At 51.1% G+C, this 25,438-nt stretch carries 17 protein-coding genes; 11 read left to right on the top strand and 6 right to left on the bottom strand.

What is annotated here, in order from left to right; translation table 11 throughout:
• The first annotated feature begins 71 nt into the window (after positions 1-71).
• On the top strand, positions 72-2,240 hold the full coding sequence (locus ACUHMQ_RS08840) for a TonB-dependent receptor plug domain-containing protein (protein WP_445295093.1): 2,169 nt from the start codon (positions 72-74) through the stop codon (positions 2,238-2,240).
• Positions 2,241-2,801: 561 nt separating this feature from the next.
• Positions 2,802-3,632: a phosphate/phosphite/phosphonate ABC transporter substrate-binding protein gene (locus ACUHMQ_RS08835; protein ID WP_445295092.1), complete on the top strand. Its 831-nt coding sequence runs from the start codon at positions 2,802-2,804 to the stop codon at positions 3,630-3,632.
• A 79-nt stretch (positions 3,633-3,711) separates the two neighbouring features.
• On the opposite strand, the gene ACUHMQ_RS08830 is transcribed toward ACUHMQ_RS08835, so the two are convergent.
• Positions 3,712-4,893, bottom strand: coding sequence for a DUF805 domain-containing protein (locus ACUHMQ_RS08830; protein WP_445295091.1), 1,182 nt, complete (start codon positions 4,891-4,893; stop codon positions 3,712-3,714).
• Positions 4,894-5,209: 316 nt separating this feature from the next.
• Between ACUHMQ_RS08830 and ACUHMQ_RS08825 the strand changes: the two genes are divergently transcribed.
• From ACUHMQ_RS08825 to ACUHMQ_RS08815, 3 genes are all read left to right on the top strand, one after another.
• Positions 5,210-5,884 (top strand): restriction endonuclease, encoded by a 675-nt coding sequence (locus tag ACUHMQ_RS08825; protein ID WP_445295090.1) that lies wholly within the window; start codon positions 5,210-5,212, stop codon positions 5,882-5,884.
• Positions 5,885-6,241: 357 nt separating this feature from the next.
• On the top strand, positions 6,242-7,018 hold the full coding sequence (locus ACUHMQ_RS08820) for a restriction endonuclease (protein WP_445295089.1): 777 nt from the start codon (positions 6,242-6,244) through the stop codon (positions 7,016-7,018).
• A 178-nt stretch (positions 7,019-7,196) separates the two neighbouring features.
• A complete protein-coding gene (locus ACUHMQ_RS08815; protein WP_445295088.1) occupies positions 7,197-8,138 on the top strand; it encodes a DUF808 domain-containing protein in 942 nt (313 codons plus the stop codon).
• A 224-nt stretch (positions 8,139-8,362) separates the two neighbouring features.
• Here the strand turns inward: ACUHMQ_RS08815 and ACUHMQ_RS08810 are convergent, their stop codons facing one another.
• From ACUHMQ_RS08810 to aceA, 5 genes are all read right to left on the bottom strand, one after another.
• Entirely contained in the window at positions 8,363-10,480 is a 2,118-nt protein-coding gene (locus tag ACUHMQ_RS08810) for a response regulator (RefSeq protein WP_445295087.1), read from the bottom strand.
• Positions 10,481-11,024: 544 nt separating this feature from the next.
• Positions 11,025-12,086, bottom strand: a complete 1,062-nt coding sequence (locus ACUHMQ_RS08805; protein WP_445295086.1) for a type II asparaginase — start codon at positions 12,084-12,086, stop codon at positions 11,025-11,027.
• A 687-nt stretch (positions 12,087-12,773) separates the two neighbouring features.
• Positions 12,774-13,835, bottom strand: coding sequence for a type II asparaginase (locus tag ACUHMQ_RS08800; protein WP_445295085.1), 1,062 nt, complete (start codon positions 13,833-13,835; stop codon positions 12,774-12,776).
• Positions 13,836-14,136: 301 nt separating this feature from the next.
• A complete protein-coding gene (locus tag ACUHMQ_RS08795) occupies positions 14,137-16,308 on the bottom strand; it encodes a malate synthase G (RefSeq protein WP_445295084.1) in 2,172 nt (723 codons plus the stop codon).
• Between the two features lie 247 nt (positions 16,309-16,555).
• Entirely contained in the window at positions 16,556-17,854 is a 1,299-nt protein-coding gene (gene aceA, locus ACUHMQ_RS08790) for an isocitrate lyase (RefSeq protein ID WP_445295083.1), read from the bottom strand.
• A 361-nt stretch (positions 17,855-18,215) separates the two neighbouring features.
• Here aceA and grpE point away from each other — a divergent pair, with 361 nt between their 5' ends.
• The 6 genes from grpE (at position 18,216) to ACUHMQ_RS08760 (ending at position 25,145) form a co-directional block, all read left to right on the top strand.
• Positions 18,216-18,782, top strand: a complete 567-nt coding sequence (gene grpE, locus ACUHMQ_RS08785) for a nucleotide exchange factor GrpE (RefSeq protein WP_445295082.1) — start codon at positions 18,216-18,218, stop codon at positions 18,780-18,782.
• 192 nt (positions 18,783-18,974) lie between these two features.
• On the top strand, positions 18,975-20,903 hold the full coding sequence (dnaK, locus tag ACUHMQ_RS08780) for a molecular chaperone DnaK (protein WP_445295081.1): 1,929 nt from the start codon (positions 18,975-18,977) through the stop codon (positions 20,901-20,903).
• A gap of 80 nt (positions 20,904-20,983) precedes the next feature.
• Positions 20,984-22,105, top strand: coding sequence for a molecular chaperone DnaJ (gene dnaJ / locus ACUHMQ_RS08775; protein WP_445295080.1), 1,122 nt, complete (start codon positions 20,984-20,986; stop codon positions 22,103-22,105).
• 464 nt (positions 22,106-22,569) lie between these two features.
• Positions 22,570-23,160, top strand: coding sequence for an outer membrane beta-barrel protein (locus ACUHMQ_RS08770; protein WP_445295079.1), 591 nt, complete (start codon positions 22,570-22,572; stop codon positions 23,158-23,160).
• Positions 23,161-23,626: 466 nt separating this feature from the next.
• Positions 23,627-24,163: a porin family protein gene (locus tag ACUHMQ_RS08765; protein ID WP_445295078.1), complete on the top strand. Its 537-nt coding sequence runs from the start codon at positions 23,627-23,629 to the stop codon at positions 24,161-24,163.
• Between the two features lie 457 nt (positions 24,164-24,620).
• Positions 24,621-25,145 carry a porin family protein gene (locus ACUHMQ_RS08760; RefSeq protein WP_445295077.1) on the top strand — a complete coding sequence of 175 codons (525 nt, stop codon included), beginning with the start codon at positions 24,621-24,623 and terminating at the stop codon, positions 25,143-25,145.
• The last annotated feature ends 293 nt before the right edge of the window (positions 25,146-25,438 follow it).

Below are 25,438 nucleotides of genomic sequence, written 5' to 3'. Positions count from 1 at the left end.
CCCATATCCTTTTCATGCCCAGGTCGATCCCCTCTGTTCGTATTGCTTCCCTATTGTTTGGTGCTGCCTTTATGCCCGTCTGGGCAGAAGATACGAAGCCAGCCGATAAACCTGTGGAAAGTAACAGAGAAGTCCAGCAGACAGAGCAGATCAACATCACTGGCCGGCAACTTAACGATACCTTGCAACGCCAGCAGAGCTCGGCTAGCCGTATCATCATCGGCAAGGAAGAAATCAACCGCTATGGAGATACCAGCGTGGCAGATGTCCTCAAACGTCTGCCCGGTGTAACGCTAGGTGGAAAAGCTGGCCGTGGTGGTGAAATCCGGATGCGCGGCATGGGTAATGGTATGACGCAGATTCTGGTCAATGGCGAGCCAATGGCACGTGGGTTCTCGATAGATTCGCTGTCACCCGATCAGATTGAGCGCATTGAAGTATTGCGTTCGCCCGTGGCGGAGTTCAGTGCCCAAGCCATAGCCGGGACAATCAATATCGTGTTGAACGAGGACGCCAAAAAGCGCCAGAGTGAGGCGCGCTTTGTGGTGGGAAGTGAAGATGGCCGTGTGCAACCCGGTTTGTCGCTGAGCCATAGTGATAAGCAGGAGGGCTTCAATTACACCCTAGCCGGCAATCTGAGCCGTAGTAATCGTGCTGACGATGATAATGATCTGGTCCAGCGCTTTGACCAATCAGGTAGTCCGACCAGTCAGGATTGGACGCGTGGAAGTGGGAACAGTCAGGGTTACAACCTGCATCTCACCCCCCGATTTACCTGGAAGTTCAATGAAAAAAACAATCTGACGGTACAACCGTTTCTAATGCATACGCGCAGTCAGTCCAACAGTTATTCCATTATTGATCGTAGCCAGCCCGACCCAAGCAAGTACAGCAGCTATGTCAGCGACGGTGGCAACAGTATGGACATGTGTCGTACCAACGTTAACTGGCAACGTCGGTTAGAAGAAGGGCGCAAGTTCAACGTACGTGCAGGTTTCAATGTCAACCAGCGTAAGAACGACAGTGTCCGGCAGGAATTCAAAACAGATGGTTCGCCGTTGCAAACCCGGTGGGAAAACAGCAGGACCCGCGATAACGGTTTCACTAGTGGTGGCAAATGGTCCACCCCTCTGGGGGATGAACATGCATTGGCGATAGGTTGGGATCTGGAGACCAGTCAGCGTCGTGAAAACCGGCAAGTCAATGATGTCTGGTTGGACCCGACTCAGCCGCCGGTGGTGGACACCACCGACTATGGCGACCTGGTCGAAGCCGGTACACAGCGTTATGCCATGTTTGCGCAGGATGAATGGGAAATCAGTCCGCAATGGTCAGCCTATGCGGGTTTGCGTTGGGAAGGTATAGCGACGCGATCGAAAGACCAGATTACCCAAGTCAGCAATCGCAGCAGTGTTTGGAGCCCTACCTTGCATGGGGTCTGGCGTATTCCCGATAGTAAGAATGACCAGGTACGTGCGAGTTTGACGTGCAGCTATCGTGCGCCCCGTACTGCTGATCTGATTGCGCGGTCCTATCGTTCTTTGGATAACACCGAAATTCAACCGGATCGGGTAGGCAATCCGGACCTGAAGCCTGAACTGGCCTGGGGATTGGAACTGGCTTATGAACACTATCTAAGCCAGACCGGTCTGCTCAGCGCTAATCTTTTCACTCGTCAGATTACTGACCTCGTGCGGCGTGACATACGCCAGGAGCTGGTGGGTAACCAACTACGCTGGGTATCGCGACCAAAGAATATCGGCAATGCCACGGCACAAGGTGTGGAATTGGAAGCCAAGTTCCGGTTGGCTGAGCTGATGGAAACCCAAATACCGCTTGATGTACGTGCCAACTACAGTCGTTACTGGTCAGATGTGGAAGGGGTACCTGGTCCGGATAACCGTTTGGAATCACAAGCCAAGGAGTCCATGAATCTTGGCCTGGATTATCGTTTTGGGAATGTGCCGCTGACCATGGGCGGCAACCTGCACTGGGTACCTGGTTACCGAGTACAAATCAGCGAGGGCCAGTACACAAAGGTCAATGCTCGGCGAGTATATGACTTGTATGCATTGTGGCGTACCAACTCTGCTGCGCAGTTGCGCTTGTCTGCGGCGAATTTGGGCCAGTTTGATGACATCAACGAAACCGGGCAGGTTTATTCCACGGGCAGTACGCTCAGTCGTAGCTTCAGCCCAAGCTATATCAACTGGAATGCCTCTTTGGAACTGAAGTTCTAATAACTTGTTCACGAGGCCTGCTGCACGTCAGCAATACGGCATTGAAAGCACCCTCGAAATGCCCATTTACCACGCGTAAATTCCGCTTTCTCAGGTGTTTTCGCCTTGTCTCGTTCTAGCCCGTGGGTCTTTGGATAGGTTCTAAGCATCTACATTGATGCTTGCTATGTGTAATTGGTGGTGCGTTAGACGCTCTCGAAATACGCCGCTATTTCTCGTAAACACTGTTCCCTGCGCTGTTCTTCCTTTATTTCTCCCAAATTTTATGTGATCTGGTTTTATTACCAGCATTCAGTCATGGGTGCGCTTTGTAGTGTCACATACGTCATCGAGATTGATGGAATAGACCATGTAGAGAGTGGTCAGTTGGTGTGGCTGAGCGCATGCTGGGGCTTATAGGAAGGGTAAAAGACACGAATTGGCACTCTTGAACAATCTACGCGCGAGAAACAGACTAAGTGCATGATTATTAAAAGTTCTCTATCGGTTTCCCACAGTATGAAATACGGATGGAATACGGATAATCGCGGTTTTCTCAAACGGGTTATACCAATGGAATTCATGCCACAAACTCGCCGCCGTTTTGCAGTGCTTGTCGCAGCGCTGCTTTCCTGTGCTGTATTGGCTGAAGAAGCCCCCCTTTGCATGGCTGTATCTGAAGGCAGTACCGGCCAGACCAATACAAACAAGGTGCGCGAAAAATATCGTCCGTTGGCTGACGAAATTGCTCAAACCATCGGCCGCCCAGTGAAGATCAAGGTTGTAGGTTTTGCACCATTGCTGCACACCATCGAGCAGGGTGATTGCGAACTGATTTATACCCGTACCAGCTACATCGCTGGCTGGGCAATTCGTGACATGCAGTACAAGTTGTTGGCAGCGAATGAAGGTAACAAGCAAGTCGTTTTCATCGGACAGCCAGGCCAGAAATTCGCATCAGTACGTGACCTGCGTGGTTTGCGTATTGCTATTCCTGATGCACATAGCGACTTGACGCGTGTGGCTCATGCCATGTTTCGCGATGCAGGTGTGAAGCAGGAAGAGCTGCAGTTACAGCAGACCAGCTTGCAGGATGCCATCGTGTTTGGTGTGGAAAGCAAGCTGAGCGATGTTGGCCTGCTGACCTCGAACTCCAAGGCTGCAAAGGATTGGAGCCAGAAGGGTGGGACGTGGGTGATCAAGAGCCGTACTTTGCCAAATTGGTCTTTCCTTGGTAGCCCGAACCTGAGCACCAGCGATGCAACTAAGCTGCAAGCTGCGCTTCTGAATTTAGGTCAAAGCAGTAATGGTAAGAAGGCGCTGCAAGATGTGAACATGACCAACTTGGTCAATGCCAAGCCTGCGGATTACACGGCAGTGCTGGAATGGGTTGGGATGCCTAAGGGTATCTAACACAACCTTACTGTTGTAGCCCCGGCTAGGAGCGAACAGTAAGGTTGTGAGTCTTTACCAAGCGGTCTTATCAACGGGTTTACTGTTGCTGTACCTGTTGAAGATAGGCTTGCACTGCGGCTTCACGGGCGACGTCATCCAGCTTAATTCCTTGTGCTTTGGCTGCATTGTCGACGGCGTTTCGGACTAGCGTTTCTTGTTCGGCGGGGTCGTTCGATTTTTCAATCTCGATGGGGCCTTCGAGCCGATTGGTTTCGGAAAACGTGTTGTCAGTGTCAGGTTGCGTGGGCTGGTTTGCAATGGTTGCGGAAGAAATGTTGAGCACCACAAACAGCACGGCACCTGCGATGATCCAACCGCTATTTGGACCATTTGGAGAGCCGTAGAGATTGTCTTTGCGTTGACCTGGCAAGATGCACAGCAGCAGTGAAGTGATGCCGATAATGGCAGCCAATATCGCTGCTGCGATAGGTGACCCGGTAATTAGCATAAGAAAGCATGCCGGCATCAGCCAGAGCCATTTTCCGCTTAGGCCGAGGTCATGCAGTCTTAGGGCAATAGTGCGTAGCGCTATCCAACCCAATGCCAGAGCACCGGCGATGCCTAATACCGTAGCAAGCGTACTGCCCATGATTCCCCAAACGATGGCGGAAATGAGCAGTACACCCATGGCTGGACCATAGATCAAGGCGCTATAGGCCATGTAGCGGCTGCGGTTTAACCGACCGTTGTAACGGACACCAAGGAATGAGGGCGGTTCGTTCGTTATGTCGTCTTGATCGTAATGCAATAAGCGTTGAGGACCATTGTCCTTTAGTTGGGCAGTTTGCCTTGTCGCTTCCAATGCGGCAGCCAGCATGCGCGGCATATCTGCACCACAGCTCCTGCATAAGGTGCGCTTGGGTTGAGTGAGCTGGCAGGCTGGGCAGGTTACGGTTTCTTCAATAGCAATGCTGGACTTGCGTTGACCCGGTTCTGACTGCGTAGAAGAGGGCGAGGGTGTCTCTGCTGCATCGGTTGAAAGTACTGCTTCTAGGCTTTCAACCCGTGCATCCGCACCAATATCAGCCAGAACTTTTAAATAGCGGGCTGTATCGGTTTGCGGGAGTGAACGTTTGATTACTGTTTCACTCCCAGACAGCATGGTCTGTGCTTTCTCCTCGCTGATATTGAGCAAACGGGCGAGTGATTGGGTGACAGCGACAGGGTTGAATCCTGGGAGAACACGACCGCTCAATAGCAGTCGATTTGTATCGGACATGATGGGCGTTGCAATGATTTGAGTTCGGGCGCAGATCATCCCGTTCAATTGAACGGGGAGCAAGTACAAGTCTGTAAAGAGGCAAAGTAGTAAGAAGTTTTTGGTAGTAGTAAATCTGCGAGAATTAATGCATTTGGCATAATATTCGTGCCTGACCTAGGTGGCTGTTTAACGCTTGTTCACGACGAAATGCATGAGTCGTAAGCGTGAGCAGCTGCGAGCAGTGCATTCGGTGTAGTTGAGTCAGCCGATACTTTGATAGAGATAACAATCGCCGGTATTGACGGCAACATCAATTTTGCTGGAGATAAGTTAGATGGATCAGTATGTACAGGAGTCGAAGGGTGTATTGGGCGGCAGCCTGCGACTCTCATGGAAAGTGAGTGTCCTGCTCGCTGTATTGAGTTATCTGGTTTTGCATAGCATGGCGGGTTTATCCGTTCCTGTGCCTGAAGGTGCCAGATACCTCCCATCATTGATCACTGCCCAATTTATTAGTGGATTGGCTACTTGGTTGCAATGTCTGTTGCCATCATTTTTTATAGCGGTGGCTCTATTCTCGTTCTGGCGTGCACGGCAGCACGATGAGGACGAGGTGAATCCAACCTTACAAGCTTTACAAGGTATTGGTTGGGAAGAGTTTGAGGTATTGATTGCCGCTGCCTTCCAGAAACTCGGTTATACCGTCCGTTCACGTAGTGGCTGTTCGCCACAAGGTGGTGTGGATGTAGTGTTGACCAAACGATGCGAAGTCTTTTTGGTGCAAGGCAGTCAATGGCAGGCAAAGCATGTTGGTGCGCAGCCGGTTCGTGAGTTACATGCAGTTATGGCGGCAGCAAGAGCTTCAGGCGGATTCGTGCTCAGCGCGGGCCAATTCAGTCCTGAAGCACAGCAATTTGCGCGTGAACATGCCATCGAGTTGATTGAGGGCCCTGCGCTACTGCGACTGATTCAAGGTTTGGACTTGACCACCTTAATGCCTGCAAAGTGATATTGGGCGATCACATCAATGGGTCAGAATGTTTTGGCTGAGTAGGTATGTATCGCTTGATTTGGTTGTCTGTATACGACAAACGGGGAATTCTGAGTAAACGCCAAATGCATATCATCATTTGGCGTTTTTCTTTTTTAAATCATCACTATCGGATTTGTGCAGAGAGGTAGCTGAGGAGCATAAGGCGATTATCCACAGCACATGTTCAGCTGAAGCGTGGAAACAAGCGTATCGCCGCTTGGCAGCAAGGAAATGCTCGGCATATAGTCCCCAGTTTTTGGCATAAATAGTGCTTTGGCAGGATAGCTATTTACAACGGGAGAACGTCTGGTGGAGCGCAGGCGAAGTAAACGATTGAGTGGCCTCTTCGGGCGGCTGCTGAGGTTGCCATGGTGGTTTTTTGTGCTGCTGGGTGGCATATGGTGTTTGGTATTTGGCCCGATTGCTAACAGCGATATGGTCAGTTCGGTTTTCAAGCGTTACGTAGAGGCTGAAACACTAGAGCTGTTGCTTGATATCATTGAAGTGAGTTACTACCTTGTGCCCGCAATTTGTCTTTTATTGGCGGGTGCAACACTATTTGTGCGGCGTCAACGCAAAGTTGTTAGCCATCACCAGCGTCGTTTGCTGGATGGTATGAATCGATCACAATTCAATGCACTGTTGATTGAGGCTTTCAAGCGGCGTGGTTACAAGGTAACACTTGTTCAAACGGGGTCGGAGTTGCTGCTTGAAAAACAGGGGCGTCGTTATTTGGCGCAGTCCACTGCTTGGCGCGACAATAAGGTTGGTGTTTCGACAGTGCGTGAATTGCACTGGGCAATGGTCGCAGAAGGTATACAGGGTGGTTTTGTGATAAGCGCTGGTGTCTATTCCAGCAACGCTGATCGCTTTGCCCACGATCATGCAATCACCTTGATTGATGGCAGGGCGCTGCGTAAGCTTTTACACGGTATTACCCTTCCTTCCCAATTGGTGTTGGCTGATGCATCCAATGAGAATGCTCCCCCATGCCCTGGCTGCGGTGGTGATATGGTGCAACGTATTGCCAATAAGGGCGCTAACGTGGGTGAGCCTTTCTGGGGTTGTATGAGGTATCCGGTTTGTTGCGGTGTGCAGGTGGTGGAGTGAATAACCGCTGCAACGGGTAAGCTTGAGCGATTCGAGACAAGTAACTTAGGCGGCATCCACATGGGTGCCGCTATTATTTTAACTGACTGGATAGTCCAGTTTTGTTTAGAGGGACTTCATGCTAGAAGATCAGCTCTAGATTCATCACAATATCTCTTTCGATTTTAAGGAAACCGTCGTGGCTGGCAGTAGTTTGTTAACGCTGATTGATGACATTGCAACCATTCTTGATGACGTTGCCGTCATGACGAAGGTTGCAGCCAAAAAAACTGCCGGGGTGCTAGGCGATGATTTGGCGTTGAACGCGCAGCAAGTTGCGGGTGTGAAGGCTGATCGTGAATTGCCGGTCGTGTGGGCCGTGGCAAAAGGGTCCATGAAGAACAAGGCGATCTTGGTGCCCGCTGCACTGGCGATCAGCGCGTTGATTCCTTGGGCGATTACGCCGCTGTTGATGTTGGGCGGTGCTTTTCTGTGCTTCGAGGGCTTCGAGAAGCTGGCGCATAAGTTTCTGCATAGCAAGGAAGAGGATGCTGCTCATCACAACGATCACCTTCAAGCTTTGGCGAATCCTGAAGTTGATTTGGTGGCGTTCGAGCAGGAGAAAATCAAAGGTGCGGTGCGGACAGACTTCATCTTATCCGCCGAGATCATCGTAATTTCGCTCGGTACCGTGGCTGCGGCTAGTTTTATGCAGCAGGTTACTGTGTTGATCGGGATTGCGTTAATTATGACCATCGGGGTGTATGGTTTGGTCGCCGGTATTGTGAAGCTTGATGATGCCGGCCTCTACCTTAGCCAGCGCAATGGTGCAGGAGCTCAGGCATTAGGACGGGCCCTTGTGTCGGGCGCCCCTTATTTGATGAAGACGTTGTCAGTAGTGGGGACTGCAGCCATGTTCATGGTGGGGGGCGGCATTCTCAGTCACGGTGTCCCTATGCTGCATCATGGCATTGAGCACCTTGCTGCGGGGCTCGCTGACTTGCCGGTACTGGGTGGCGTGTTGGCTGCAATCGTGCCAACTGTGCTTGATGCACTGATCGGCATTATTGCGGGTGGTCTGGTGCTATTGGTGGTCAGTATTGGGACACCTTTACTAAAGCGCTTTAAGCCCAAATCCTAAGAACCTGTCTAAAGTCTGCTGTGCGTCAGCGATACGGCGTTGAAAACATCCTCGGAATGCTCATTTACCATTCGTAAACTCCGTTTCCTCAGCTGTTTCCGCCTTGTCTTGCTCTAGCTCGCGAGACTTTAGACAGGTTCTAAGAGCTTGCTCAAAGTCTGCTCCGCGCCAGCAATACGGCGTTAAAAACAGCCTTGGAATGCTTGTTATGAGAAAGGGTGCGTCTAGTTCGCATATTCGGTATGCGTGGGTATCCAGCGCAATAGCAGCTGAAATAATTCCTCTGGTTCAATAGGTTTGGCGAGGTGGTCGCTGATGCCTGCCTCTGTATAAAGGTGCTGGTTTCCTGATTTGGTATTGGCAGTCACCGCGATGATGGGCAACTTGGCAAAGCGCGGTTGGGTACGGATCAGTCGCGTGGCGGTCAAACCGTCCATTACCGGCATCTGCAGGTCCATCAAAACAAGGTCATAGTCACCTTGTTTGACCATCTCCAGCGCCATTTCTCCATCGTTGGCCAAATCTACTTTGATGCCGACTTGGCGAAGCAGATGGCTGCCGATTTCCTGATTCATCTCATTGTCGTCCACGAGCAGCACCCTGGCGCCATATATGCCTTGCAGGTCGAGAGTTGTGTAAGGATCGACTTTATTACTGGTGCCAGGTTTGGCCAGAACCCGACCAAAGCGGGCGGTGAACCAGAAGGTGCTGCCCATCCCGGGGGTGCTGCGTACACCAACCTCTCCACCCATCAAACCCGCCAGCTTCTTGGCAATCGCCAAACCTAAGCCGGTACCACCATATCGGCGCGTAGTGCTGGCATCGGCTTGCTGGAATGACTGGAATAGTTGAGTCTGCTGCACCGTGGTCATGCCGATGCCGCTGTCTTCGATCTCAAAATAGGCAAGTACAGAGGTACTGGTTTGTGACTGAACATTCACACGCAGCACGATCTGCCCATGGTCTGTGAACTTGACCGCATTATTGGCAAAGTTGACCAGAATCTGGCTCAGTCGTAATGCATCACCCACCAGCTGACTGGGAAGGTAGGGGTCGACATGAATTTGGAGGGAAAGGTCTTTTTGTCGGCATGGCTCTGCAAGCATGTCCGCCAGATTATCGAGTACGCTAGACACGTCAAAAACCACAGAATCCAGTTTCAATTGACCCATTTCAGCTTTTGAAAAATCCAGGATGTCGTTGATGATAGCCAGCAGATGCTTGCTGGAACGCTGGATTTTCTGCAAATAGTCCCGCAGTTTGGGCGGTGGCGCAGTTTGAAGCGAAAGGTGGGTCATGCCCAGGATCCCATTCATTGGAGTACGGATTTCATGACTCACATTGGCCAAGAACAGCGATTTCATTTGTGACGCCTGTGCGGCTTGGTTGCGGGCTGTGTTCAACTCGCGCTCGTGTGCCAGCAACATGGCGTTCAATTCTGCCAATTCCTGTGTCCGGCTGCGTACCCGTGCTTCGAGTGCTTCTTCATTACGCTCCAGTTCGTTCAGCAAATGGGCATTAACTTTTTCCCGTTCTGCTACGGCGGTATTCATGGCATTGAAGGCATGTGCCAAACGGGCAAATTCATCTCTGCCATTCACAGGTACGGTTGCTTGATAGTTACCCTGTGCGACTAGGTCTACTGCGTCGGCTAACCGCGAAACTGGTCGCGAGAGGATACGCGCCAGCCAGATACTACCCAGTAAGCCCAAGACGAAAATGATGGCGCCGATTCCCAATGATTGCTGTAAGGCCTTGTGCAGTTCAGTCTGCACATAGCTGATTTCGATATCCGCACCTACCACCATACGTACACCAGGACTGACCTCAAGACGTTGGAACAGTGACCGGAAATAGCCGAATCGATCGCGATACTCTGCAAAATGGGTCTTGCCAGTATTCAAGGTATCCAGAATGGCGGGATGGCGGGCTGCCTCATAGAGCTGAAAGAAATGGCCGAAGTTCTTGGCTGAAATTTCGGCTTCATTCGCTGCGTCTGCCACATAAACCAGCTTGTGTTGCGCCTCGGTGAACACATAGAGGTAACGTAAGCCGGTTTGCCTGCAATAGTCGTTCAGGAGTCTCACCAATGCCAAATAGTCATCCGGCTTGACGGCATCGGGATTCGTGGCACGCTGCAGATAGGTTGCACCTATCATTTTGGGCGCCGCACTCACCCCATCGACAAGCCGGGCATCGATTTCCTCGCGCACCCCTGTCGATTTGAGATCCCAGATATACAGCGTATAGGCGGCAGTAGTGAGTAAATTGATCCCAAGAAACATCCAAAGAATTTTGGTACGGGCCGTCTTGGGAACGAATATGGCGAACAACTGTTTCACGACACTTTCCTCGAGTGTTGCGATGGACCAGATGCCTGCTGAAGTCAGTGCTGTGCGCGTATTTCAGAATCCATACCATCAATGCCTGTACCGTGTTGCAGAACGAAGTATTAAATAGACGTTTCTACATATGGGTACAGAATACTTGGCGCTCAGTGCTGCGCTAGCGACTCCCTCTCTCTTGGGAGGATTGTGTGCCGCTGAATGAGATACGCAATACAGTATTGTTAATGGGTTCTGCCGCGGACGGCATGGAAATCTGCAGCAACAAAAACTTAAGAGGGCCCGGCCTTCTTACTAAGTAATGAATGTATTTTTATATTTTGTGAGCTGAGCCAGATGGCCAGCTGGGGCGGGATTATGCATCAAAGCAGCAACGCTTTTGCAGTTCTGTGATGCGGTGTAATTAATACGGCTTGCGTTGGGCTGGCTTGCATGCAAGGACTGTACATCGATGGGAAGGCATTTATTTATGTAAACGCCTTCCTGTCGTCATGCTTCTTTGAACGGGTTCTTACTCCGACTCTGCCAGAGGGCTGACTGCTCAGTATTCCCAGAAAATGCGTTGCAGCTCTTTGCTGTTGCTAGGCTGACTTAACGCAACTGAAGCCAGGATCTTTGCTTTTTGTGGATTCAAGTCATGCGCCACTACCCAGTCATACTTGTCATCCGGTTGCTCTGCGTTGCGCAGTACGAAGCCTGCAGGTACGCGAGCGGAGCGGACAATCTGCAACCCCTCTTTACGAAGTTTTTGCAGTGTGGGCACGATCCGGTCGGCTACTGACCCGTTACCTGTTCCCGCATGAATGACTGCTTTGGCGCCATTTGCCGCTGCGGCTTCGTACATGGAAGCGGGCACGTTGCCATAGGAGTAGACAATTTCAACGAGCGCGAGTTGGTTGATCTTGTCGATATCAAACTCGCTTTGCATGGTGTGGCGCTTTACTGGCGCACGGAACCAGTAATTCTTGCCTTCCACGACCATACCTAGGGACCCCCATTGACTGGAGAAAGCATTGGTCTTGATATTGATGGACTTGGTGACATCGCGGCCGCTGTCGATTTGATCGTTCATGGTCACCAGTACCCCCTTGCCTTTGGCATCTGGGCTGCCTGCGACAACGACGGCGTTATACAGGTTGAGTGTGCCGTCGGCCGACATAGCTGTGCCTGGTCGCATCGAGCCGACCACCACGATAGGTTTATCGGTATGGACAGTCAGGTTCAGGAAGTAGGCGGTTTCTTCCAGCGTGTCGGTACCGTGGGTGATAACGATGCCATCTACATCGGCTTGCTTGGACAAGGCAGACACGCGTTTTCCCAGCTCTAATAGCCGGTCATTCGTAAAGCTTTCTGAAGCGATCTGGAAAGCCTGTTCGCCTTTAACGTTGGCTACATTGGCCAATTCCGGCACGCTCAGGATGAGTTTGTCGACTGGTACTTTGGCAGCTTGGTAGCTTGCACTGTTGGCGGTTGTTGCACCTGCGCCTGCAATCGTGCCACCGGTTGCCAGGATGACGACATTTGGTTTTTCGGCGGCAACTGTTGTTAAAGCAGTAGCTGTAAGGCTGATAAGGGCGAGCTTCTTCCAAAGCGGGGTAAACATAGTGTGTCTCTTCCTTGATTTATTAAGTAGGCGTACCGTCTTGGCGGCAATACTGGGCCTGCACTTATTGCTGTAAGAACCTGTTTACGATCCTACTGCGCAGCCGTGATCAGGGCTCATATGCTGCTCGAAAGCCTCATGTACCCAAGTACATTCCAGTTTCTGCGCTTCACCCTGCTGACGGCTGCTCGCGACAGATCGTAAACAGGTTCTAAGCGCATCGGTGCGGGTTGTTTTGGAACTTACGCACAATCTTCGCAGCGGTGATCAGGATGGATGTGTAGCTTGAGTTCTGAGCACACACTCGCCATACGGATAGCTCGATTACCCTAATGGGATGTTGGGGTAAACCTGTATTGGGGAAATTCGCACTGATTATTTTTTTGTGTATGGTGTGGATGCAATCAAAGCGATTGTTTGCATCACTACGTGATGCAATAAAAAACCCCCGTTAAACGGGGGGTGGAAAATATAACCTGTTACTGTTTACGACCTTGGAATCTGTTACAAGAGCTTGCTGTGTAGCTGTGATCAGAGCTTATGTGCTGCTCGAAGTCCTCATATACCCAAACATTCCGGTTTCTGCGCTGCCCTGCTGATAGCTGCTCGCGACTGATCTTGAACAGGTTCTTAGAACAGACTCTTATAGTGACGCCATGACAGGGAGTTCCGTGTTGTGTCGTCTGCTTAGTATTCCCAGAAAATACGTTGTAGTTCCTGACTGCTATTGGTCTGTGTAAGCGCAATCGAAGCCAGAATGCGGGCTTTCTGTGGGTTCAGGTCATGTGCAACCACCCAGTCGTACTTGTCGTCAGGCTGGTCGGCATTGCGTATCACGATACCGTTGGGCACGCGGGCAGCGCGGATGATCTGCACACCCTGTTGGCGGATATTTTGCAGTGTGGGAACCAGCCATTTACCCATGCCACCGTTCCCCACTCCAGCATGGATGATGGCTTTTGCGCCGCCTGCGGCTGCAGCCTCATAAAGTGTGGGCGGAACATTGCCGTAGGCGTAGACAATTTCTACCGGTGCGAGCTGGTTGATCTTGTCGATATCAAATTCGCTTTGCGTGGTGTGGCGTTTCACAGGTGCACGGAACCAATAGTTCTTGCCTTCCACGACCATGCCCAATGGTCCCCACTGACTGGAAAAGGCACTGGTCTTGATGTTGACGGCTTTGGTGATGTCGCGGCCACTGTCGATCTGGTCATTCATGGTTACAAGAACACCCTTGCCTTTGGCATCGGGGCTGCCTGCAACGACAACCGCATCGTAGAGGTTGAGTACGCCATCGGCCGACATAGCAGTGCTTGGCCGCATAGAGCCGACGACTACGATGGGCTTATCGGTATGAACGGTCAGGTTCAGAAAGTACGCAGTTTCCTCGAGTGTATCGGTACCATGGGTGATGACAATGCCGTCCACATCGGCTTGTTTGGACAACGCCGAGATCCGCTTCCCCAGCTCCAGCAGGCGGTCATTGGTGAAACTTTCCGAGCCAATCGCGAAGATCTGTTCGCCGCGTACATTGGCCACATTGGTCAATTCAGGTACCGCAACGATCAACTGATCGACCTTTACCTTTGCCGACTGGTAGACCGCACTGTTGGCAGTGCTGGCACCAGCACCGGCGATAGTTCCACCGGTAGCAACAATCACAACATTGGGTTTTTCGGCTGCCGTTGCTACCAAAGCAGTAGCGGTGAGGCCGACGAGGGCAAGTTTCTTCCACATGGATATGAGCATGGTGTGACTCTTTCTTTTCTTGGCGTATGTCGACGCGCCACCTTCCGTGGCGTCACTCAGTCCATATTAGTAATCATTACAGACAGTGGTAACGCTAAAGCTTCATTAGAGATGACTGTATTGGGGAATGCCACCTTGATAATCAATTGTTGTGTAACTATTACGTTGGCAAATTGTTGGCTGGAAATGCGTCGCGGCAAATAAAAAGCCCTCGCGTTTGCGAGGGCTTGGCAATAGTTAAATGTCAGGTGGGTGCTGACTAATGGGGTATTTGTCCGGTATGTATTTTCTGGCTGTTCAACTACCGTTTTGAAGCTGCTTTTGCCGCTAGCCGACTGCGATGCAGGATAGGTTCGGTGTAGCCATTTGGTTGCTTTGTGCCATCGAAAATCAGCTCACAAGCAGCTTGAAAAGCAACATTCGTGGAAAAATCGGCAGCCATCGGGGTATAGAGTGGGTCGTGTACGTTTTGATGGTCGACCACTTTGGCCATACGCTGCATGACATCCTGTACCTGTTCACGAGTGATGATGCCATGGCGCAGCCAGTTGGCCACATGCTGACTGGAAATTCGCAATGTCGCGCGGTCCTCCATCAGGCCCACGTTGTGGATGTCCGGTACTTTGGAACAACCTACTCCCTGATCTACCCAGCGCACTACATAGCCCAATATGCCTTGGCAGTTGTTTTCCAGTTCGGCAGCGATTTCCCCGGGTGTCCAATCGGTTTTGGGTGCCAGGGGAATAGCCAGGATATTATCCAGCGCAGCACGCTGGCGTGACTTCAATTCGTCCTGGCGCTGGGCCACATATACTTTGTGGTAGTGCAGGGCGTGTAGTACTGCGCCGGTGGGTGAGGGGACCCAGGCGCAGTTGGCGCCAGCATTGGGATGGCTGATTTTGCTGGCCAACATTTCAGCCATCAAATCGGGTTTGGGCCACATGCCTTTGCCGATTTGCGCCTTACCCTTAAGGCCGCATAGCAGGCCTACATCCACATTCCAGTTTTCATAGGCGGTAATCCATTTTTCCTGCTTCATCGCCTCTTTACGCACTACGGGCCCCGCTTCCATCGAGGTATGGATTTCGTCACCTGTGCGGTCCATAAAGCCGGTATTGATGAAAATGGTGCGTTCACTCGCCTGACGGATGCATTCCTTCAGGTTGACGGTGGTACGGCGCTCTTCATCCATGATGCCGATCTTGAGCGTGTTACGTGGCAGGCCGATGGCAGTTTCTACCCGAGCGAGCAAGTCGACGGCGAAGGCGACCTCCTCGGGGCCATGCATTTTGGGTTTGACGATATACATCGACCCGGTACGACTGTTACGCAGCTCACCCCGGCCCAGGATGTCATGCTTGGCAACCAGCGCGGTGATGGCCGCATCCATGATGCCTTCAAACACATCCTTTCCTTCGAACTGGATGGCTGGATTGGTCATCAGGTGGCCGACATTACGCAGCAGCATCAACGAGCGGCCATGCAGCTTCAATTCACCACCCTTTGCTGCGGTAAAGACGCGGTCGGCATGCATTAGCCGGGTAACTTTCTTACCACCTTTCTCGAAAGTATCCTGCAGCGTGCCCAGCATGAGGCCGAGCCAATTGCGGTAGACCTCCACCTTGTCCTCGGCATCGACCGCGGCGATCGAATCTTCGCAGTCCTGAATGGTGGTGACGGCAGCTTCGAGGCAGATGTCTTTCACATGTGCTGGATCAGTCCGCCCCACTATATGCGTGGCGTCGATCTGGATCTCGACATGCAGGCCATTATGTTTAAGGAGTATGCTGGTTGGCGCGGTCTCTGCCCCTGCGTAACCAACGAACAGGCTGGGTGTGGCGAGTGCTGTGGTTTCCCCACCTTTCAAGGTAACAGCCAGTTGCCCATTGGCAACGGTGTAATGGGTGACGTCGGTATGTGAACCGGTTGCCAGCGGGAAGGTGTCGTTAAGGAATCCGCGGCCGAATGCTACGACCTTGGCGCCTCGTACCGGGTTGTACCCTCCGCTGCCTTTTTCTGCGCCGGTAGTCTCGGGGATTGCATCGGTACCGTAGAGTGCGTCATACAACGAGCCCCAACGCGCATTGGCGGCATTCAAGGCATAGCGTGCATTTTTTACCGGCACAACCAGCTGAGGCCCCGCAAGCGTGGCGATTTCTGCATCCACATTCTCGGTGGTAATGGAGAAGTCGGGCCCCTCGGGTAGCAGATAGCCGATCTCGGTCAGGAAAGCTTTGTAGGCGGCCGGATCGAAACTACGGTTGGCTTGGTGCCACGCATCAATCTTGGCCTGCAACGCATCGCGTTTTTGCAAGAGTGCGATATTGGTTGGGGTCAGGTCTGCGACGATCTGTTCGAAGCTGTCCCAAAAAGCAGTGGCGTCGACATCTGTGCCTGGAATCGCTTCCTGGTTGACGAATTGGTATAGCGCGCTGTCGATAGCGAGGCGGCCATGTTGGATACGTGCGGTCATGGTGGAAAGTTCCGTAGCGTGACTAGTCCGATGTAGTGCTGGCTAGACTCATATGTATACGAAGAAATAAAACGCCGCCCGAACTCATTCGAGCTGGGGCGGCGTTGTTTCATTTCATTGACAGGTAATAGCGAGTTGGGTGAGTAGTGCTGAATCACGGAGGACACCGAATTCAAATCACTGCAGACCATTCTTGGCCGGCTTTTCCGGTCGCGAAGGCTGCCTCATTTTCCTCACTGCTACTGGATCAATGGAATTGTTCCTCTTCTGTGGAGCCCGTCAGCGCGGTCACCGAGGATTTGCCGCCCTGGATAACCGTAGTGACTTCGTCAAAGTAACCAGTACCCACCTCTTGCTGATGCGATACGAAGCTATAGCCGCGGTCACGGGCTGCGAATTCCGGTTCCTGCACCTTCTCGACATAAGCCGACATACCGCGTGCAACGTAGTCTTTGGACAGATCGTACATGTTGTACCACATGGAATGAATACCAGCCAAAGTGATGAACTGATACTTGTAACCCATTGCACCCAGTTCGCGTTGGAATTTGGCGATGGTGGCGTCGTCGAGGTTTTTCTTCCAGTTGAATGAAGGCGAGCAGTTGTAAGCGAGCAGTTTGCCGGGGTGTTTTGAATGCACCGCCTCTGCGAATTTGCGGGCAAATTCCAGGTCCGGCGTGCCAGTTTCGCACCACACCAGATCGGCATAGTCGGCATAGGCTACGGCGCGGCTGATGGCTTGCTCGATACCCTTCTTGGTTTTGTAGAAGCCCTCGGCAGTACGTTCGCCAGTCAGGAAGGGTTTGTCGTTCTCGTCGTAGTCGCTGGTCAAGAGGTCTGCGGCTTCAGCGTCGGTACGGGCGATCACGAGGGTAGGTACACCATACACATCGGCTGCCATACGGGCGGCAATCAGCTTTTGTACGGCTTCCTGGGTTGGCACCAACACCTTGCCACCCATATGGCCGCATTTTTTAACGGAAGCCAGCTGGTCTTCGAAGTGCACGCCGCCTGCACCAGCGCGGATCATGGCTTTCATCAGCTCGTAAGCGTTCAGCACGCCACCGAAGCCTGCCTCGGCATCGGCCACAATCGGTGCGAAGTAATCGATGAAATCCTTCTCGCCGCGCTCGACGCCCTTGGAATGCTGAATTTCATCGGCCCGTGTGAAGGCATTGTTGATGCGTTCCACCACCTTGGGTACCGAGTCCACGGGGTATAGCGACTGGTCCGGATACATGGCTGCGTATTCGTTGTTGTCTGCAGCGACCTGCCAGCCGGATAGATAAATCGCCTTGATACCGGCTTTGACCTGCTGCATGGCCTGGCCACCAGTTAGTGCACCCAGACAATTGACATAGGGCTCGTTGTTGACGAGGCCCCACAGCTTCTCGGCGCCACGACGGGCAAGGCTGTATTCGTTCTGAACGGAGCCGCGTAAGCGCTCGACGTCGGCTGCGGTATAGCCACGTTTTATGCCCTTCCAGCGCGGGTTGGTATCCCAGTCATGTTGAATAGCGGCGATGCGTTGTTCGCGGGTCGACATATCTCTTACCTCGTTACACGTGAGGCGTACCTTGGGCGTGGCCAGGGGTACGCGAATTACGATATGGGGTTTAGCTTGGGAGCGGCAGCGGATTCGCTGACTTGCGCCCTCGCTGGATAGTGCTTGGGGCGACGATTCCTAATCTGGCTAAGGATTGGCGCCAGTGAGGAAATTTAGAAGTTGTGTAGTTGATTATATGTAGTTTCATGTGCATTGCACCAAAAAATTCAAACGAGCGTATGATTTATACGAAATTGCAACAACATGCTGATTCGAGGCTTGATTTCGATGAAACATCTGGGGGCTTGAAAAGCGAATAACCATCACCATCTTGTGGGCTATCGCATCAGGAGATAGTTTCATGCAACACGAGAACCAGGCAGAAAACCCGCAAGATCAATCGTTTGAGCAAGCTGCCGATGTACAGAACGAGGTCGGAGAGCTGACAGAAGCCGTGGCCGCAGAAAGTCTGGAAGCCCAGGTTGCTGCCTTGGAAGCAAAGGTGGCAGAGCTGCAGACGGCGCTCTTATACGCCAAGGCTGAAGGTGAGAACATCCGCCGCCGGGCTGCAGACGACGTTGCGGCAGCGCACAAATATTCCGTAGGCAAGTTTGCCGGTGAATTATTGGTCGTCAAAGACTGCTTGGAAATGGCGTTGAAGGACAACTCTTCCGTCGAAAACATCAAGATGGGCGTAGAAATGACGCTGCGCAATCTGGTGGGTGCTTTCGACAAGTTCCAGATCAAGGATATCGATCCACAAGCCGGTGAAAGGCTCGACCCGCACAAGCACCAGGCCATGAGTGCCGTGGAAGCCGAGCAGGAAGCCAATGCCGTGGTCAGCGTGATGCAAAAGGGCTACCTGTTGGCCGACCGGGTATTGCGCCCTGCCATGGTGATTGTGGCCAAACCCAAGTCAGAGGGCTGAATGCGACGGGCCTTGAAAGCCTTTAAGCGCATCCCCATTTAAGTATCAAGGTTATTTACGCCGCTTGCTCTGTGTTGTTCTGCCCGATAGTGGGCAGTGTTGCTCGGCAGAGAAGCGGATAACCAGACTAATCTAATTTCTTATATTTTTGAGCCGGCCAAGCCGGCGCTCCGAACTTTAAGGACCATCAAAATGGCAAAGATCATCGGTATCGACCTCGGCACAACCAATAGCTGTGTGGCCGTTCTGGAAGGTGGAAGCGTCAAGGTAATCGAGAACTCGGAAGGTGCGCGTACTACGCCTTCCATCATCGGTTACACCAACGACGACGAGATTCTGGTTGGTGCGCCAGCCAAGCGTCAGGCCGTGACCAACCCGAAGAACACCCTGTACGCGGTGAAGCGCCTGATCGGCCGTAAGTTTGACGAGAAGGAAGTGCAAAAAGACATCAGCCTGATGCCTTACACCATTGCCAAGGCCGACAACGGCGATGCATGGGTGGAAGTGCGCGGCAAGAAAATGGCGCCGCCGCAAATCAGCGCAGAAGTACTGCGCAAGATGAAGAAGACCGCTGAGGATTATCTTGGCGAGGAAGTGACCGAAGCGGTGATTACCGTACCGGCTTACTTCAATGACAGCCAACGTCAAGCCACCAAGGATGCCGGCCGTATCGCTGGTCTGGAAGTGAAGCGCATCATCAATGAACCGACTGCTGCTGCTTTGGCTTTCGGCATGGACAAGATGGAGAAGGGCGACGCCAAGATTGCGGTATATGACTTAGGCGGCGGTACTTTCGATATCTCCATCATCGAAATTGCAGATGTCGATGGTGACAAGCAGTTTGAAGTGTTGGCCACCAACGGTGACACTTTCCTGGGCGGTGAAGACTTTGACCAGCGCCTGATCGATTACATCGTGACCGAGTTCAAGAAAGAACAAGGCATTGATCTTAAGAACGATGTGATGGCCTTGCAGCGCCTTAAGGAAGCCGCTGAAAAGGCCAAGATCGAGCTTTCCAGTACGACACAGACTGAAATCAACCTGCCCTATGTGACGATGGATGCGACAGGGCCCAAACACTTGGCCATGAAGATTACCCGAGCCAAGTTCGAGAGCCTGGTGGAAGATCTGGTCGAGCGTTCGATCGAGCCATGCCGTATTGCCTTGAAGGATGCTGGTCTTAAGATCAGTGACATCGATGACGTCATCCTGGTGGGTGGTCAGACCCGTATGCCTAAGGTGATGGAAAAGGTGAAGGAGTTCTTCGGCAAGGAAGCCCGCCGTGATGTGAACCCGGACGAAGCCGTGGCTGTGGGTGCTGCCATTCAGGGTTCGGTCTTGGCTGGTGACCGCAAGGACGTGCTGCTGCTTGATGTATCACCGCTGAGCCTGGGTATTGAAACCCTTGGTGGTGTGATGACGAAGCTGATTCAGAAGAACACAACGATTCCAACCAAGGCATCCCAGGTGTTCTCGACTGCGGAAGATAATCAGAATGCAGTGACTATTCACGTGCTGCAGGGCGAACGTGAGCGCGCTTCCGCCAATAAGTCGCTTGGTCAGTTCAATCTGGAAGGTATTCCCGCAGCTACCCGGGGTACGCCACAGATCGAGGTTGAGTTCAATATCGACGCCAACGGCATTCTGCATGTGTCGGCCAAGGACAAGGCAACAGGCAAAGCGAACAACATTACCATCAAGGCCAATTCGGGCTTGAGCGAGGAAGAAATTCAACGCATGGTGAAGGATGCCGAAGCCAATGCTGAGGAAGATAAAAAGCTGACGGAGCTGGTGGGTGCGCGTAATCAGCTGGAAGGTTTGATCCATTCGGTGAAGAAGTCGCTGACCGAATACGGTGACAAGATCACTGCTGAAGAGAAGACCGCTATTGAATCGGCTCTGACCGAAGCTGAAGGTGTGGTTACCAGTGACGACAAGGCTGCGATCGACGCGAAGTCCGAAGCGTTGATGACTGCATCGCATAAGCTGGCTGAAAAGATGTATGCCGACCAGCAAGGTCCTGCTGGCGCTGCAAGTGCTGCCCCCGGTGGTGAAGCCAAGCAGGACGACGGCAATGTGATGGATGCCGAGTACACTGAAGTCAAAGACGAGAAGAAGTAATCATATCGTTTGACCATGAGGCGCAGTGCAGGCTGGAAGGGATTCTGGCAGGTACTGCGCCTTTGCCGTAAGGAATGAGCATGGCAAAGAAAGATTTTTACGAGATCCTGGGTGTGAACAGGGATGCCAACGAGGACGAAATCAAGAAGTCCTACCGCAAGTTGGCGATGAAGTATCACCCGGACCGTAACCCAGACAGCAAGGATGCTGAGGAGAAATTCAAGGAGGCGAAAGAAGCCTACGAGATTCTCTCTGATGCACAGAAACGGGCTGCCTATGACCAGTACGGTCATGCAGGGGTGGACCCGCAGGCCGGTATGGGCGGTGGTTTTGGTGGTGGCGGATTTGCCGATGCGTTTGGCGATATTTTTGGCGACATCTTTGGTGGTGGACGGGGCGGTAGTCGCTCCAACGTCTACAGAGGTTCCGATTTACGCTACAACCTTGAGGTCAGCCTTGAGGAAGCAGCGCGCGGTACCGAGACCAAGATCAAGATTCCTACTCATGAGGAATGCGATACCTGTCATGGAACGGGCGCCAAGCCAGGTACCCAAGCCAAGACCTGCGGTACCTGTGGTGGTCATGGTCAGGTGCGCGTGCAGCAAGGCTTCTTCAGCCTGCAGCAAACCTGTCCAACCTGTCATGGTAGCGGTAAGGTGATTCCTGAACCCTGCCGGGCTTGTCATGGTCAGGGCAGGGTGAAGACCAACAAGACGCTGAATGTGAAGATTCCAGCCGGTGTGGATGAAGGCGATCGTATTCGTCTATCTGGCGAGGGTGAACCTGGCGTTAATGGTGGCCCTGCCGGCGATTTGTATGTGGTGATCCATCTCAAGCAACATGGTGTGTTTGAGCGGGAAGGGAACGATCTTCATTGCGAAATGCCTATCAGCTTCGCGATTGCAGCACTTGGTGGTGAGATTGAGATCCCGACACTGGATGGCGCAGTGAAATTGAAAATCCCTGCTGAAACACAAACCGGCGCAGTATTCCGGCTTCGTGGCAAAGGCATCAAGGGCGTACGTAGCGCGATTACAGGTGACCTGATGTGTCACGTGGTGGTTGAGACGCCGGTCAAGCTGACGGACCGGCAAAAAGAACTGCTGCGTGAGTTTGAAAACATCAGTATGGAAGACGATGCAAAGCACAATCCGCGTGCCAATTCCTGGATGGATAAGGTGAAGGATTTCTTCTCCAACTAGGATGCGGTTGGTTTGCAGGGTTGAGCGTTAATGACCATGCTTTAGAAAGCCGCCCATTTGGGCGGCTTTTCTACTTCCAGCCCAGTGGACCACAGTATTGATTGGTAACTGTGGGCTTGTGAGCAAATTCACTACTGTGTTCACGCCGTGTGAGCAGTGAGCCAGAACCAATCATTTGCTTGCAAGCTATTGTTTAAATTTTTGATAATCAACAATTGCTATGTTTGATGGATTGTTTGGATTTATTAAACATATAAGTCAATGGATCGATAATTATATTGAACTTAGTTTGTGTGAAAATGACAAACATCGAAATTGAGTGTTTTCTCCAGTTTGTGCACTTTTAGTTATCAGACCAAATTTAGCCGCTTGTGAAAACCCGATTCCCTGCACTACACGCAGGTAACACATTCTTTATTGATTTCCGTGTAGTGATTTTAAAACCCATGCATATGGAATATGTAATGAAAAAGCAATTCTCTTTACTCGTAATCGCCGGTGTACTTGCTGCCCCTGTTCTTGCTGAAGGCTTTTATGCCGGTGCTGAAGTTGGTCGTACCAAAATGAAGAGTAGTGAAGACGCTGACATAAAAGGTAACGCAACAAACGTTGGTGTGTTTGCTGGTTATCAATTCCACCCGAATGTTGCTGTTGAAGCAGGTTATCGTGATTTGGGCAAGATAAAGTACAGTGATTCTGAGACTTACCAAGGTACTACAGTCACGGCAAACGCCTCAGCTAAGTCTCGTGCCTTGCATGCTTCGGTAGTAGGAATTGTGCCTGTGAGTGATGAGTTTAGCCTTTATGGCCGTGTTGGAGTGGCGAGGGTAAATGTAAAGACTGCTGGTAATATCAGTGTATCGGGCGCTGGCGTCGGCAATGGAATGAGCATTGCTGGGCAAGATTCGTTCAATAAGACTAAGCCAATGTTCGGTTTAGGTGCCCGCTATGCGGTGAGTAAAGAATTTGGTGTACGGGCTGAATACAGTCAGTTCGGTAAAATTGAAGGTGTGAAAGTCTCTAGCTTTACCGTTGGTGGTGACTATAGCTTCTAAAATCCAAACCTAAAATCTTGCTTTCTGTTATGTAATAAGAGTGCAAGATAGGTTGTGCATGCAAGTTGGCATGCAGGATTCTAGCTTTTTACAGGGCTAGAAAACCTCATATGTTTCGGCATATGAGGTTTTCTCATTGCTATTACTTACAGATCAAAACTGGGAGCTAACCATTTTCGTTAGATAACGATAATGGCTTGAATTAGCAGCTATATCTTGCGGAGAATTCAAGGACTATTGGAAGCATAGTCATGCTTCATGCATTGATATGTCATGACTTAAATTGTAAACTGGCCGATTCTCTTTCAGGGCGATCTGCTAATTGATCCTCTGTTTGAGGGGATATGTAGAGAACTAGTGGAGGCTGCCTATTAAGGTGTTATCGCCACACTGTTCTTTGAAGTTCATAGCTGACATCGGTTTCTAGTGCCGATGTGCCATGTAAAGATAAGTATAGGACTGAATAATGAAGAAAATAGCTGTAATGATTGCGGCTGCCGTGCTTGTTGCCCCAGCTTTTGCGGAAGGTATATATGCGGGTCTTGACATGGGTCGTACTAGTGTTAAGGCTGCAAACGTTTCCAGGAAAGCAAGTAACGCTCAATGGTTTGCTGGCTATCAATTTAATCCTAATGTTGCTGCAGAGGTCGGTATCCGTTATTTGGGTTCGCTGCAAGATAACTATGCTGTGATGTCAAGTGATGTGGATATGCGCGCTATCCAAGCTTCGGCACTGGGTATTTACCCTGTGAACAACGAGATCAGCATTTTTGGTCGTGTTGGCGTGGCTAGGTTGCAGGCCGAGACTACAACTCGTGTCTATGGCGGCCCTTACTATTTCTCAAAAACAGATACTGAAACAAAGACTAAGTCAGTGTTGGGTTTGGGTGCCCGTTATGCAGTAACCAAGCAGTTTGGTTTACGCACTGAGTACAACCAATATGGCAAAGTGGATGGCATCAAAGTTTCTACTTTCTCTGTTGCGGGCGATTACCACTTCTAAGAATCCGTTTACGATCTGTCGCTAGCAGCCTCGCGCAGAGCTGTGCAGAAATAGGAATGTACATTTGTACATTTGTACATTTGTACATTTGTACATTTGTACATGAGAATTTCGAGCAGCACATATAAGCGCTGATCGCGGCCGTGCAATAGGATCATAAACAGGACTAAGGTTTTGCTAGCTTAGCAAGAAGACCTCATATGCGTAGGCGTATGAGGTCTTTTTATTTCCATTCACTCTCCATTTGCTGTGTCTATGGTTGACTTATACGAGTCAAAAGAGAAAATTGGTTACTACTGAAATAGCGATTGATATTCTTAATATTTAGTGAGTGCGCTAAATGTGTTCTATGGTTCAACGGGTTGTTTGGTAACGAAGGAAGATAACTATCCTTACAGGTTAGATTACCCAATTTTGCTGCTCAATTTCAAATAGAAGAACCAATAAGGGACTGAAAATGAAGATAAAAGTCTGTATGCTGGCTATGGCCGGGATTTTTGCTGCACCAGTTTTTGCAGAGGGTATTTATGCAGGACTGGATATGGGACGTACCTATGTAAAAATCGATACTATCCCCACTAAGCACGCGAATAATGCCCAGTGGTTTGCGGGGTATCAGTTCAGGCCGGATGCATCGATAGAAATGGGTATGCGCTATTTGGGTTCGATAAAGGATACAAGTGGCGTAGTAAACCGGGATATTGACTTTCGCGCATTTCAAGCTTCTTTGTTGGGTATCTTCCCTATTAGTCCTGAGTTTGCTATGTACGGTCGGGTAGGTGTGGCCAGCATTAAATATGAGATTGATCCAACCATTTTTACACCAAAGTTTTCAAAGACGGAAACCAAAGGGGTATTTGGCGTGGGTGCACGCTATGCAGTGACCAAGAAATTTGGATTGCGTGCTGAATTTGATCAGTACGCTAAGTTCGAGAAGACCAAGATATCTACTATATCTGCCAGCGCAGACTATTTCTTTTAAAAAGATTCTAAGAGCTTGCCCAAAGTCTCGTGAACTAGAGCAAGGCAAAGCGAAAATGGCTGAGGAAGCGTCGTTTACTTAAGGTAGAAGAACATTCCGAGAGTGTTTGTAACGCCATATTGCTGATGTGCAGCAAACGTTGAATAGTTCTAAAGAAAACACCGAAGGGGGTGTCAGGATTTCCGTGTTCAAGGCGGGTTTGAGATTCACACGGATGATCGAATAAACCGATCCGCGTAAAGAATAGCGAATTGGTTCATGGCCGTCTTCCAATCCTTGGCGGCATAGCCCCA

This window comes from Chitinimonas violaceus, assembly GCF_052601015.1.
This window is presented reverse-complemented; position numbering and strand designations above follow the sequence as displayed.

Bases quoted from the DNA above. Each gene is read 5' to 3' on its own strand.
- ACUHMQ_RS08840 (WP_445295093.1), top strand. From the start codon at position 72: ATGCCCGTCTGGGCAGAAGATACGAAGCCAGCCGATAAACCTGTGGAA.
- ACUHMQ_RS08835 (WP_445295092.1), top strand. From the start codon at position 2,802: ATGCCACAAACTCGCCGCCGTTTTGCAGTGCTTGTCGCAGCGCTGCTT.
- ACUHMQ_RS08830 (WP_445295091.1), bottom strand. From the start codon at position 4,893: ATGTCCGATACAAATCGACTGCTATTGAGCGGTCGTGTTCTCCCAGGA.
- ACUHMQ_RS08825 (WP_445295090.1), top strand. From the start codon at position 5,210: ATGGATCAGTATGTACAGGAGTCGAAGGGTGTATTGGGCGGCAGCCTG.
- ACUHMQ_RS08805 (WP_445295086.1), bottom strand. From the start codon at position 12,086: ATGTTTACCCCGCTTTGGAAGAAGCTCGCCCTTATCAGCCTTACAGCT.
- ACUHMQ_RS08800 (WP_445295085.1), bottom strand. From the start codon at position 13,835: ATGCTCATATCCATGTGGAAGAAACTTGCCCTCGTCGGCCTCACCGCT.
- ACUHMQ_RS08795 (WP_445295084.1), bottom strand. From the start codon at position 16,308: ATGACCGCACGTATCCAACATGGCCGCCTCGCTATCGACAGCGCGCTA.
- aceA (WP_445295083.1), bottom strand. From the start codon at position 17,854: ATGTCGACCCGCGAACAACGCATCGCCGCTATTCAACATGACTGGGAT.
- grpE (WP_445295082.1), top strand. From the start codon at position 18,216: ATGCAACACGAGAACCAGGCAGAAAACCCGCAAGATCAATCGTTTGAG.
- dnaK (WP_445295081.1), top strand. From the start codon at position 18,975: ATGGCAAAGATCATCGGTATCGACCTCGGCACAACCAATAGCTGTGTG.
- dnaJ (WP_445295080.1), top strand. From the start codon at position 20,984: ATGGCAAAGAAAGATTTTTACGAGATCCTGGGTGTGAACAGGGATGCC.
- ACUHMQ_RS08770 (WP_445295079.1), top strand. From the start codon at position 22,570: ATGAAAAAGCAATTCTCTTTACTCGTAATCGCCGGTGTACTTGCTGCC.
- ACUHMQ_RS08765 (WP_445295078.1), top strand. From the start codon at position 23,627: ATGAAGAAAATAGCTGTAATGATTGCGGCTGCCGTGCTTGTTGCCCCA.
- ACUHMQ_RS08760 (WP_445295077.1), top strand. From the start codon at position 24,621: ATGAAGATAAAAGTCTGTATGCTGGCTATGGCCGGGATTTTTGCTGCA.